The 12,152-nt window shown below is 70.3% G+C and carries 10 protein-coding genes; 3 read left to right on the top strand and 7 right to left on the bottom strand.

The window, feature by feature from the left end; genetic code table 11:
* Positions 1–4 precede the first annotated feature (4 nt).
* Entirely contained in the window at positions 5–2,161 is a 2,157-nt protein-coding gene (locus AC07F0_RS16745; protein ID WP_478979917.1) for a transglycosylase domain-containing protein, read from the bottom strand.
* Positions 2,162–2,410: 249 nt separating this feature from the next.
* Here AC07F0_RS16745 and AC07F0_RS16740 point away from each other — a divergent pair, with 249 nt between their 5' ends.
* Together AC07F0_RS16740 and AC07F0_RS16735 are read left to right on the top strand one after the other, a co-directional pair.
* The gene (locus AC07F0_RS16740; protein WP_478979533.1) at positions 2,411–2,635 is read left to right on the top strand and encodes an FmdB family zinc ribbon protein; all 225 of its coding nucleotides are present in this window, start codon (positions 2,411–2,413) and stop codon (positions 2,633–2,635) included.
* Positions 2,636–2,788: 153 nt separating this feature from the next.
* A complete protein-coding gene (locus tag AC07F0_RS16735; protein WP_478979530.1) occupies positions 2,789–3,580 on the top strand; it encodes a DedA family protein in 792 nt (263 codons plus the stop codon).
* Here the strand turns inward: AC07F0_RS16735 and AC07F0_RS16730 are convergent.
* The 3 genes from AC07F0_RS16730 to AC07F0_RS16720 all read right to left on the bottom strand — a co-directional run bounded on the left by AC07F0_RS16730 (position 3,501) and on the right by AC07F0_RS16720 (position 8,161).
* Positions 3,501–4,310 (bottom strand): HAD family hydrolase, encoded by an 810-nt coding sequence (locus tag AC07F0_RS16730; protein WP_436730311.1) that lies wholly within the window; start codon positions 4,308–4,310, stop codon positions 3,501–3,503. The genes AC07F0_RS16735 and AC07F0_RS16730 overlap by 80 nt on opposite strands.
* Positions 4,310–6,931: a phosphoribosyltransferase gene (locus AC07F0_RS16725; protein ID WP_478979527.1), complete on the bottom strand. Its 2,622-nt coding sequence runs from the start codon at positions 6,929–6,931 to the stop codon at positions 4,310–4,312. Before AC07F0_RS16725 ends, AC07F0_RS16730 begins: the two co-directional genes overlap by 1 nt.
* A gap of 63 nt (positions 6,932–6,994) precedes the next feature.
* Entirely contained in the window at positions 6,995–8,161 is a 1,167-nt protein-coding gene (locus AC07F0_RS16720; protein ID WP_478979524.1) for an HpcH/HpaI aldolase/citrate lyase family protein, read from the bottom strand.
* Positions 8,162–8,381: 220 nt separating this feature from the next.
* Here AC07F0_RS16720 and AC07F0_RS16715 point away from each other — a divergent pair, with 220 nt between their 5' ends.
* Entirely contained in the window at positions 8,382–9,317 is a 936-nt protein-coding gene (locus AC07F0_RS16715) for a TerD family protein (protein WP_478979521.1), read from the top strand.
* Between the two features lie 31 nt (positions 9,318–9,348).
* Here the strand turns inward: AC07F0_RS16715 and AC07F0_RS16710 are convergent, their stop codons facing one another.
* The 3 genes from AC07F0_RS16710 to AC07F0_RS16700 all read right to left on the bottom strand — a co-directional run bounded on the left by AC07F0_RS16710 (position 9,349) and on the right by AC07F0_RS16700 (position 12,062).
* Positions 9,349–10,086 carry a TerD family protein gene (locus AC07F0_RS16710; RefSeq protein WP_478979518.1) on the bottom strand — a complete coding sequence of 246 codons (738 nt, stop codon included), beginning with the start codon at positions 10,084–10,086 and terminating at the stop codon, positions 9,349–9,351.
* Positions 10,087–10,215: 129 nt separating this feature from the next.
* Positions 10,216–11,361, bottom strand: coding sequence for a DUF475 domain-containing protein (locus tag AC07F0_RS16705; RefSeq protein WP_478979515.1), 1,146 nt, complete (start codon positions 11,359–11,361; stop codon positions 10,216–10,218).
* Between the two features lie 125 nt (positions 11,362–11,486).
* The gene (locus AC07F0_RS16700; RefSeq protein ID WP_436728776.1) at positions 11,487–12,062 is read right to left on the bottom strand and encodes a TerD family protein; all 576 of its coding nucleotides are present in this window, start codon (positions 12,060–12,062) and stop codon (positions 11,487–11,489) included.
* Between the last annotated feature and the right edge of the window lie 90 nt (positions 12,063–12,152).

Below are 12,152 nucleotides of genomic sequence, written 5' to 3'. Positions count from 1 at the left end.
GGGCTCAGCCGATGCCGCGGGCACCGGACCAGATGCGGTACGGGACGCTGTCGCCGGGGGAGCCCGCGATGCCCTTCAACGGCAGGGGTTCGAGGCTCTTGCCGAGGTCGATGCGGTAGGCCACCACGGCCGTCGACACGGAGTTGGCCGTGCCGATGTACCAGGCGGCGGTGTCGTTCTGCGTGGTGCCGGCCTTCCCGGCCACCGTGGCGGTGGTGGCCGCCCCCGGTCGGGCGGTGCGGAAGGCGTCGGTGAGGGCGGACTGGACCGCCTCGGCCACGGTCGCCTTCACCGCACGGCGGGACGCGGGCTTCGTCAGCGCGACCTCGGAGCCGTTGCGGGTGATCCGGGCCACCGAGTACGGCTCGACGTGCCGGCCGGCAGCGGCGAACGTGGTGTATCCGCTCGCCATGCGGATCGCGCTGGGCGTGGCACTGCCCAGGGACATCGCGGGCACCTGCGGCCCGAAGCTGGAGGAGAGCAGGCCCGCCCGCTGGGCGGTGTCCCGCACCGTGTCCAGGCCGGTGTCCATGCCGAGCTGCATGAACGGCGTGTTCACCGACAGGGCGAGCGCCCGGCTCAGGCTGATGCGCCCATAGGACTTCCTGCCGTCGTTGTGGGAGGTGACCTGCTTGCCGCCGCGGTCCCAGTAGGGCCCCTCGGGTGTCATGACGCTGATGCCGTCGTCCCCGTCGTACAGCGTCTGCGGGGTCACCTCGGTCGCGGGGCCCTCACGGGTCTTGTGCACTCCGTTCTCCAGGGCGGCGGCGTAGACGAACGGCAGGAAGGCCGAACCGGCGGGGACGGTGGTGGCGTTCGACTCGTTATAGCCCTGTTCTCGGTGGTCGGGGCCGCCGTGGACGGCGAGGATGCGCCCGTCGGTGGCCACCGAGGCGGCGCCGAAGTGCAGGGTCTTCGCCTTGGCCGCGTCGTCCTTCCGCGCCTGCTTGCGGGCCTTGTCCACGGCGTCGGTGAGCGCGGTCTCCTGCTTGCGGTCGAAGGTCGTGTAGATCTGGTAGCCGCCGAGGTCGAACTCCCTGGCCGAGAGGTGAGCCGCCTTCTTGGCGTACTGGGCGGCCAGTTCGACGAGATAGTCGCTCTGCTTGCCGGTGTCGTACCCGGGCGCCCGCTTCAGCGGCTCGGGGAACTGCTGGTAGCGGGCCCGCTCGGACGTCGACAGCGCGCCGGTGTCGACCATGCGGTCGAGGATCCAGGACCAGCGCTCCACCGCCCGGGCATGGTTGGCCTTGCTCAGGGCCGGGTCGTAGAGCGCGGCGCCCTTGAGGAGGGAGGCGAGGCAAGCGGCCTCGCCGGCGTCGAGTTCGCCGACGTCCTTGCCGTAGTAGGCCTGTGCGGCGCGCTGGATGCCGTAGGTGCCGCGGCCGAACCAGCTCGTGTTGAGGTAGCCCTCGAGGATGTCGTCCTTGCTCATCTCGTTGTCGAGCTTGAGGGCGAGCATCGCCTCGGTGAACTTGCGGCCCACCGAGCGGTCCTGGTTGAGGTAGACGTTCTTGACGTACTGCTGGGTGATGGTGGAGCCGCCCTGGGTGTCCCCCTGACCGACGGTGCGCCACAGGGCACGGGTGAGGCCGCTGACGGATATGCCGGGGTCGCTGTAGAAGCTCGCGTTCTCCGCCGCCAGGACCGCGTCGCGGACGTCCTCGGGGATGTCCTTCAGTGGCATGTCCTGCCGCCGCACCCAGCCAGTGCGGGCCATGGGCGTCCCGTCGGACCAGAAGTAGACGTTGTCCTGCTGGGTGGCGTACGAGTTGAGGTTCTGCGGAATGTCGGTGGCGGCGTAGGCGGAGCCCAGGAGGGCGACGGTCAGGCCGGTGAAGGTCAGCGCGGCACCGAGCCACTGCCGCCAGGAAGGCACCCAGCGGCGCCAGCCGGTGCGGTCGGCGTGCGGGTAACGGGGACGGAGGCGGTGGGCGTGGGACCCGACGCGGGTGACGAGTCGGTTCAGCCCGGGGCCTGCGGCTGGGATCCGGGACAGGAGGGAAGGCCGGGCGGCCCTGCGCCGGCGGCCCGATCTGCCGGGTGCGCTGCCGTCCGGGGCCGTGGCGGAGGATGGGGTCGCGTTGTCGGTTGCGGACACGTCGACGGTGCGCAAGAGCATGGTCTCGTCCGCTTTCATGGAAACGGGGACCTTCAACTGCATGGTCTCGTCCGGTTCCCGCCCAGCCTTGTACACGGTTTGTCTCCCTCCCCCTCACGGTGGTGCTCGCGCGGAAGGGCATGGCTGCCGTGGTCGACGGCAACGAGCCCTCATGTCCCCCCGCCTTGCGGCTCCTCGTGGCCATCGAAAGCTATCAGCGGCCTTTACAGTTCCTCCATACCGGTGTGGCAAGAGTGATCAAAAGCAATCCCGAAGGGCGGTATTTCCGCCGGCGCGGATTACTCTGTCCCCATGCCTCGCTACGAGTACCGCTGCCGGACCTGCGGCGACACCTTCGAACTCAGCCGTCCCATGGCCGAGTCCTCCGCCCCCGCGGCCTGCCCCTCGGGGCATGACGACACGGTGAAGCTCCTCTCCACGGTCGCGGTCGGCGGCTCCGCCTCCGCCCCGGCATCGGCGCCCCGCTCGAGCGGCGGCGGTGGGGGCGGCTGCTGCGGAGGCGGCTGCTGCGGCTGACCCTCTTCCTCGGGAGTCCTTTCCGCAGGAGTCCTTTCCGCAGGAGTCCTTTCCGCAGGAGTCCTTTCCGCAGGAGTCCTTTCCGCAGGAGTCCTTTCTTCAGGAGTCCCTTCCTCAGGAACCCTTCAGCTTCGGTTCCCTAACGTGGCCGGCATGACAGCCATCGCAGCGGACGCCGGGCCGCAGTGGGTCAACGACCTGATGGACGCGCTCGGCGCGCCGGGTGCCGGTCTCGCCATCGCCCTGGAGAACCTGTTCCCGCCGCTGCCCAGCGAGGTGATCCTGCCGCTCGCCGGGTTCGCCGCGAGCAGCGGGCGGATGAGCCTGCTCGCGGCCCTGCTGTGGACGACGGCCGGCTCGGGGATCGGCGCCCTCGCGCTCTACGGCATCGGTGCGCTGCTCGGTCGTGACCGGACGGTGGCGATGGCGGCCCGGCTGCCGTTGGTGAAGGTCTCCGACATCGAGCGGACAGAGGCGTGGTTCCTGCGGCACGGCACCAAGGCCGTGTTCTTCGGGCGGATGATCCCGATCTTCCGCAGCCTGATATCCGTCCCGGCGGGTGTCGAACGCATGCGCCTGCCGGTGTTCCTGGGGCTGACCACGCTGGGCAGCGCGATCTGGAACGCGGCGTTCGTCCTCGCGGGCTACCTGCTGGGCGCGAACTGGCACCAGGTGACGGACATGGTCTCCGCCTACTCGAAGGTGGTCCTGGCGGTGTCTGCCGTAGCGGTGGCGGCGTTCATCGGAGTACGGCTGCTACGGCGCCCCAAAGGGGCGCGGGGCTGTGACGATGTGCGGCTCCGCCGCGGGGCGCGACAAGCCACCGCGACGCCGCACCCGCACGACGACCAGGACACCCGAGCTCTCAGGCGCCCCGCACTGCTCCCAGAAGCTCCCGCAGGATCCGCTCCCCCGCAAGGACGCCCCGCTCGGGAAGCGCCCTGATCGCGGGAGCCGTCCAGTCGGTGTCGGCCAGCTCCCCGTGGCCCGGGCGCCAGCCCTGGTCGGCCGCGAGGAGCAGGTCGGCGTCGAGCAGGGAGTCGCCGGCGGCGAGGGTGAGATCGGCGCCGGTCCTGCGGGCGACCTCGCGCATCGCCGCGCTCTTGGTGAGCGGCTTGGGCACGGCGTAGATCTTGCGGCCCTGCAGGGACACGGTCCAGCCGCGGTTCTCCGCCCAGACCGCGAGTTCCTTCACCCAGTCCTCGGCCAGCAGTTCACGCTCGACGACGAGGTAGGCGAAGAGGTCGTCGGCGACGCGGTGCTTGCGCACCCAGACCGGGTCGGCGGCCCTGAGCAGGTGTTCCTGCACCTCGGCCAGGGGCGCGCACTGGTCGGCCAGCCGCGCGGTCACCTGTGCGTGCCAGTCGGGGTCGGACACGCCGTCCACGAGGATGTGGCCGCCGTTCGCGCAGATCGCGTAGGTGGGCGCGGGGCCCGGCAGGTTGATGCGCAGGTACTGCTTGCGCGTGCGGGTCGTCGTCGGCACGAACACGGCCGCGTCGCCCAGGTCGGTGAGGAGCTGCGCCGCCGTCTCCGTCATGTACGACAGCGGCTTGCTCTCGTGCACCTCCACGCACAGCAGCCGGGGGGCCCGCGCGTCCGGCATGGTCAGCGCCAGAGCGGCGGCGGAGTAGATCAGGGTGCGGTCGAGGTCGCTCGCGACGAGTGCGGGCATCAGAGGGTCACCGCCTTGCCGTCGGCGCCGGTCGCGCCCCGGGTGTACTTGGGGTGGATCAGCCCGACGCAGGTGTAGGGCAGGTCCGCCACCTCCTCGACGGGCACGCCGCGTTGCCCGGCCAGCAGGCGGACGTGGTCGAGGTCGCTGCCCGCCCCGGCGCGTGCCAGGACCTTCCAGGGCACGCGGCGCAGCATCACGCGGGTGGTCTCGCCGACGCCGGGCTTGACGAGGTTCACGTCGTGGATGCCGTACTCCTCGCTGATGCGCTCGACGGCGGCCCAGCCCTCCCAGGTGGGCGAGCGGTCGGCGGCGAGCAGTTCCTTCGCCTGGGCGCAGGCGGCGTCCGCGACCTCGGGGAAGCGGGTGGAGACGGCGTCCAGGAAGGTCACCGAGACGTCGGTGCCGGCGAGTTCGCGGTAGAACTTCGCGCCGTGGAAGTCGTGCGGTCCGACCAGGTCCGCGCGCAGCACGGTCCGCGAGATCAGGCCGGACACGGTCGAGTTGAGGCAGGCGGAGGGGATGAGGAAGTCCTCGCGGGTGCCGTAGGTCCTCACGCAGGAGCCCGGGTCGGCCAGGACGGCGATCTCGGGGCTGAAGCCGGTGATGCCGTCGGACTTCTCGAACTCCTCCAGGGCCTGGGCGAGTTCGCGGGTGATGGCGCCCTTGCCGGTCCAGCCGTCGACGAACACGACGTCCCGGGGGTCGTGGTGCCGGGCGAGCCAGCGCAGCGCGTTGGCGTCGATGCCGCGGCCGCGGACGATCGACACGGCGTAGTGCGGCAGGTCGAGGCCGTGCCGGTGCTGGGCCCAGCGGCGCATGAGGATGCCGATCGGGGTGCCCGCGCGGGCGAGGGAGACCAGGACGGGGCGGGGTGACCGCTCGGCCAGGACGGTCTCGGTGACCACGCCGACCGCCTGGGCGATGCGGGCCGCCGAGTCCTCCAGCGCGGCGTGGAACAGCTGCTGGTACTGCTCGCTCGGCTGGTACTCCACGGGCAGCGACTCGGCGTAGTGCGCGCCGCCGCTCTGGATGGCCTCCTCGCGCTCCTCGGTCGGCGCCTCCAGCGTCACGTCCGAGAGGTCCTGGAGCAGCCAGCCGACCTCCTCGGGCGCGTACGAGGAGAAGGCGGGGCCGCGGAGGGGCTCGGGCAGCATGGAGGGCCTTTCGGGGGCGTGCGGGGCCTCGGGGGCGTACGACGGTACGACGGCGAGGAGGACCTCGGGGGTGTGCGCGGCGAGCTGGGCCAGCAGGCCGTCGGGCGCGTGCAGCGGGGGCGTGTCCGCGGCCGAGTCGACGACGGCGATCACGGCGTCGTAGCCGGCACCGGCGACGTTGTAGGCGTACCGCTCGCCCGGGCCGTCGGCGGGGTCGTCGTGGGAGGGGAAGACCAGGCGGGTGCGTATCGCGTAGCCGGGGTCGTCGACGGCGAGGACGGGCGAGCGGGTGGTGGTCGAGTAGCGGACCTCGACGTCGGTGATCCGCTCCAGCTCCTGGGCGAGCCTGAGCGGGGCGTACATCAGCTCCTCGAAGCCGAGTATGTGCACGCGGCGTGCGTTCTGAGGCAGCGCCTCGGAAAGCCGTGCGGCCATGCCCGGCAGGGCGGCCTCCAGCCGTGTCCGGTGCGCTGGGGTGAAGCCGTGCCGGCCGCCGTCGGGCAGCCCCTCGGGCCAGCGCAGGTCTATGCGGGTGACGTGGGGGTGGGCGCGGTTGTCGTCCGGCTGCGGGCCGGTGGGGGCTGTTCGCGCAGTTCCCCGCGCCCCTGCGGGGTCGGCGGCAACGCCCTCAGGGGGCGCGGGGAACTGCGCGACCGGCCACGACGCTGCCGCAGACGACCGATCACCTGCCGCGGCACTCTCCGCCTCGTACCGCGCCACCAGCTCCCGCCCCTTCTCCAACACCCCCTCGGGCAGCCGCACCGTCCCCGAAGCCGCCGCCACGAGATCCACCCGCGCGCCGATCTCCCTCGCGAACTCCTCCAGCCGCCCCGCGTCGGCAGCCGACCGCATATCCACCAGCGCCACCACCACATACCGCCGCCGCGGATACCGCTGATGAAGATCCCGGACGGTGTTCAGCACCGTGTTCCCCGTGGAGAACTCGTCGTCGACCAGGACCAGCGGCCCGTCGCCGGTGAGCAGCGCGGGGTCCTCCGGCAGGAGCAGGTGCGAGGTCGCGTGCGAGTGGGACTCCTCGAAGCCGCCGGCCGGGGCGACGCCGGCGACGGGGCGGCGGGTGGAGTGCAGGTAGGGGGCTGTGCCCAGTCCGTCGGCGACACTGTGGCCGAGTCCCGTCGCGGTCTCCGCGTAGCCGAGGACGACCGCGCGGCGCGCCTCGTCGGCGCCCAGCAGTTCACGCACCCGGCGGCCCAGTTCGAAGCCGTAGCCGTAGACCACGGACGGCGACTGCGGGACGTGCTTGCCGAGCACGTTCGACACCAGCAGGTGGGCCCGCTTGGGGTTGCGGCGCAGTGCCAGCCCGAGCAGGCCGGTCAGCCGGTCGTCGCCGATGAGCTCGACGCCGAGCCGCTCGGCGACCCAGCTGCCCGACCAGACACCGTCGCCATCGCCATCGCCGTCGCGCACCTGGTCGTGCACCCCCACGTTCACTGCCTTCTCCATGAATTCCCTGCGTCGAAGTCGCCGGTCTCCCCGGCGAGCCTGCGTTCCTCGGATGCCGTGCGTTCAGTCGAGCAGGCCGGCCGCCAGCAGCTCCACGAAGCCGATGTCCTCGTTCGCCACGCCGAAAACCTCGGCACGCAGCAGGGTCCGCTCGGCCCAGGCCCGATGCGGCTTCACCTCGTTCATCTTGTTCGTGTACGCCGACCTCAGCACACCCCCGCCGCCGCGCTCGGGGTGCAGGATGTCCTGGGCGTCCGAGAACTCCTCGTGGCTGACGACCGACAGCGCGTGCACGGGCAGCACGTGCGAGGGGTGGATGCAGGTCTTGCCCAGCAGTCCGTTGGCCTGGTCCAGGGAGATCTCCCTGAGCAGGCCGTCCATGGCGTGCTCAATCAGCTTCTCGCGCAGTTCCGCGGCCTGCACCTCAAGGAAGGGGCTCTGCCGCAGCAGCGGCTTGAACATGCGCTCCTGGACCCGGAAGTACTCCCACACCGGCCCGGTCACGGTGAAGCCGGTCCCGTCGGCGCGGCCCAGCATGTTCACCACGTCGGCGATCACGGAGGCGACGATCTGCACGTCGTAGGCCGTCATGTCGGGGCCTCTGCGCAGCCCGTAGGAGGAGCAGAAGTCCGTCACGCCGAGGCGCAGGGCGAGGACGCGGTCGCGGTACTTGTCGACCGCCCGGGAGATGCCCTCCAGGGTCGCCACGCGCGACTCGCGGTAGAGCAGCTCCGGCGACTCCAGCACCGGCATGGCGAAAAGGCGACGGCCGCCCTCGGCCTCGGCGGTCGCCAGCGCCTCCAGGAAGGGGATGCCGCGTTCCTCGGTGAACTTCGGCAGTACGAATCCGGACAGCAGCCGGACGGCGGGCCCGAGGCGTCGCACCAGATCCGGTATCTGCTCGGGGACGCGGACCCGGATGAAGAGCAGTGGCAGGTCCGCGCCCGGGCGGTCGGCCAGGGCCGTGAGCTGGCGGACGAGGTTCTCCTCGCCCGGGCCGACCTCCGCGTCGTCGATCGAGTCCTCCAGGCACAGGACCATGGAGACCACGCCGCGACCGGCCTGCTTGAGAATGTCGTCGGCGAGGCGGGTCCGGGTGGCCGGGCTGTAGAGCGTGGCACCGAGGGCGGCCGAGAGCAGCCGGGCCGGCGAATCCGCGGTGAACGTACACGGCTCGCGATAGAAGAGACGCTTCCGCACCTCAGGGGCGATGTGCCCGAAATGCCGCATGGAACTCCCCCGTGGTGGTGGTGCGACCTGCGAATCGTTGAAAGCTGGCCGGTAATAGTACGTAGAAGTCCATGGCAGAGGTTCCCGTCAGGCATGAACTTCACGTAACGCGGGCAAGCACAGCCGGGCCCGGTCATGACGACGGTAGTCCGCGGGGGCCGTCGGCGCCGCTCGGGGCCCCGCGTTGTCGTGAGCAGGACCGAGAAGGCAGGATGACCGCATGACGCACGCGATGCTGAAGGGGTCGAACGTCCCGCTGGAAGCCACCACGGTGCGGGCCGTGCTGCGCTGGACACCCGGGCAGGGGGTTCCGGACGTCGACGCCTCCGCGCTGCTCCTCGGCCCCGACGGTCATGTGCGCTCCGACGAGGACTTCGTTTTCTACAACCAGCCCCGGCACCCTTCCGGGAAGGTGTGGCGGCTCGGCAAGAAGCGGGTGACCGAGGGCCTGACCGACACGATCCAGACAGATCTCGCCGGTGTCGAGTCGGGAGTCAGCCGGATTCTGCTGGTCGCTTCGGCGGACGGCGTCTCGTTCGACCGTGTACGGGCGCTGCGCATTCTGCTGTACGACGCGGCGAGCACCGGCGGGGAGGCTCTGGCGTACTTCGACGTCAACCCGGAGACGGGCCAGGAGACCGCGCTGATCTGCGGTGAGCTGTACCGGCGCGGGGAGGGCTGGAAGTTCCGGGCGCTGGGCGAGGGCTATTCGAACGGGCTGCAGGGGCTCGCGACCGACTACGGCATCTCGGTGGACGAGTCGGAGGCGATGGAGGAGACGGCCGGGCAGCCGGCGACCGCCGACCCGGCACAGTCCACGACCTCTGCCACGACCCAGCAGCCCCCGGCCACGACCCAGCAGCCCGGGACCGCCGCCCCGCCCTCCCCCGAGGTGTCCCGGCCGCTGCCGCCGGAGCAGCCGACCGTGGTGCCCCCGCAGCCCGCGTACGGCTATCCGCCCCAGCAGCCCCCGGCGACCCAGCCGGCGTACGGCTACCCGCAGCCCACCAGCCAGCCCGCCTACGGCTACCCCCAGGCGCCGGCGACCGCGGGCGTCACGGGGGCCCAGTCCGGCTACGGCTACCCGGAGCCGGTCGCGGCCCCCGACCCGGACTTCCGCCTGCCCCCGCAGGGCCCACAGTTCATCGGACGCTAGGCAGGCGGAAACAACCCTCGGGAGTGCCCGCCTAGCGCTCGACCTTCGTCTTGTAGCCCCGCCCCCACTGGAGCCCCCAGCCGTACAACCGGTCCAGTTCGGCCTGGAATCCGTAGACGAACTTCGCCTCGCGGCGCACGATGATCTCGTCCTTGACCTTTTCGATCATGACGACGGCGCAGGAGCGGGCCTGTGGCTGGCGTTCGTCGAGATGGATCTCGATGCGGGGGCCGTTGCTCGGGTACAGGGTGACGATGGCGTGGGCGCGGTCGAAGGCGGGTGTCGCGTCGTAGATGTAGACGAAGACCAGGAGCCGCTTGATGTCGTCGCGGTGGTCGAGGTTGATGTACATCGTCTCGCCGGACGCGGAGCCGAAGCGGTCGTCGCCGCTGAGCTTGACGTACGGCGGGGCGTTGACGTCGCCGAAGTAGCCGCCGAGGGGCTGGACGACGCCCTTGCTGCCGTCCTGGAGCTCGTACAGACAGCCCAGGTCGAGGTCGACGTTGACCACGCTCTGGCTGTGGCCGATGACCTCGGGCGGTTTGAGGGCCCTGAAGGGGTGCCGCAGCAGGCTCTCGCGCTGCGGGCCGCCGATGTCGGAGGTGCGCATCCGCCAGCTCAGGTTGACCCGGAGATGGCCGGTGGCCGCGCCCTGTTTGGTGAGTGATATCTGCGCGCGCCGCTTGGTCAGTTCGATCGCGTTGGTTGCCGCGTGACCCGAGTCGAACTGCGCATCGCGCCCACGCCGGAGTCCGTCGAACAGGCCCATTCCGCCCCCACGTTCCCTTGGTGACCGCGGGTCGTCACCGTACCCGCGGCCCTTGACGACCGACGGGGCGGCCCCGAGGAGTCACCTCGGTGGCCGCCCCGCACAGAGCGTTCCTCACCCGGAGGGGTGTCACACCCCGGACGAGACCTCAGTCTTCTCGTCCGAGCCGGCTTTCCCCTCGGCCGCCGCCAGCGCCTTGTTGCGGCGTACGGAGGACCAGAAGGAGGCGGCGATCAGGACGACGCCGATGAGGCCGGTGACGATCTCGTTGATCTGGTACTGGATGGTGACGAGCAGGATCAGGGCGAGCGCGCCGATGGCGTAGTGCGCGCCGTGCTCCAGGTAGACGTAGTCGTCGAGGGTGCCCTGGCGGACCAGGTAGACCGTCAGCGACCGGACGTACATGGCGCCGATGCCGAGGCCGAGGGCCATCAGGACGATGTCGTTGGTGATGGCGAAGGCGCCGATGACGCCGTCGAAGGAGAAGGACGCGTCCAGGACCTCGAGGTAGAGGAACATGAAGAAGGCGGCCTTGCCGGCCAGCTGGACCGCGGAGCGGGGCTTGCCGCTGCGCTCGGCCTCTTCCTCCGCCTCGTGCTCCCGCTCCTCCTCCTCTTCGAGCTTGTCCTCGAAGTAGCCGGAGAGACCACCGACGATCATGTACGTGATCAGACCGGCGATGCCGGAGAGCAGGACCGTCTCGGCCTTGTCGACGTGCGTACCGCCGTGCTGGTGGGCGTGGGTCGCGAAGGTCATCGCCGAGATCAGCAGGACGATCAGCGCGATGCAGACCGACAGCATGTCGACCTTGCCGAGCTTGGACAGCGGGCGCTCCAGCCAGCCGAGCCACTTGATGTCCCGGTCCTCGAAGATGAAGTCGAGGAAGATCATCAGCAGGAACATACCGCCGAAGGCGGCGATCGCCGGGTGGGCGTCCGTCACGAGCTGCTGGTACTGGTCCTTGTCGCTCAGGGCGAGGTCGACGGCCTCGATCGGGCCCAGCTGGGCGCTGATCGCGACGATCACGACAGGGAAGACCAGACGCATACCGAAGACGGCGATCAGAATGCCGATCGTGAGGAAGATCTTCTGCCAGAAGGCATTCATCTTCTTCAGGATCCCGGCGTTGACCACCGCGTTGTCGAAGGACAGCGAGATCTCGAGGACGGAGAGGATCGCGACGATGCCGAGCGCGGTCCACCCGCCGAACAGGACCGCCGCGACCAGGCCGAGCGCGGTGACCGCGAACGACCACCCGAAGGTTTTCAGAACCACTGGCTACCCAATCGTGTGTGTACGGGGCTCCCCCGCGCCGTACCCGGCTTTACGAACTTTTGAAGCCGAAGTCTAGTCGTCCCCCCTTCGCACCCCACCGGGCCCCGGTTTTTGCTCATATCGCGTTACGTGACGTTGACCCCGAAGTCCAGTGCGATGCCCCGCAGTCCCGACGCGTACCCCTGCCCGACGGCCCTGAACTTCCATTCGCCCTGGTAGCGGTAGACCTCGCCGAAGATCATCGCGGTCTCCGTGGAGGCGTCCTCGCTGAGGTCGTAGCGGGCGAGTTCCTGGCCGTCCGCCTGGTTCACCACGCGGATGAAGGCATTGCTGACCTGGCCGAAGGTCTGGTTCCGCTCGTCGGCCATGTGGATGGAGACCGGAAAGACGATCTTGTCGCACTGGGGCGGCACCTTGGAGAGGTCGATCAGGAGCGACTCGTCGTCGCCTTCGCCCTCACCGGTGAGGTTGTCACCGGTGTGCTCCACGGAACCGTCCGGACTCTTGAGCTGGTTGTAGAACACGAACCACTCGTCCCCGAGCACGCGGCCGCCGCTGCACATCAGCGCGCTGGCGTCGAGGTCGAACGGGGCTCCGGTGGTGGAGCGCGCGTCCCAGCCGAGCCCGATCATCACCTGAGTGAGGTTCGGTGCGGCCTTGGACAGGGAGACATTGCCCCCCTTGGCGAGCGTGACACCCATGATGCTGTCCCTCCCCTTGGGCCACAGGCCCGGTGGTGTTTCTCAGGTGGTCCTGCACGTCCGGCGCCGCACGTAAACCGTGCGGCGCCG

Source organism: Streptomyces sp. NPDC045955, from assembly GCF_056430805.1.
This window is presented reverse-complemented; position numbering and strand designations above follow the sequence as displayed.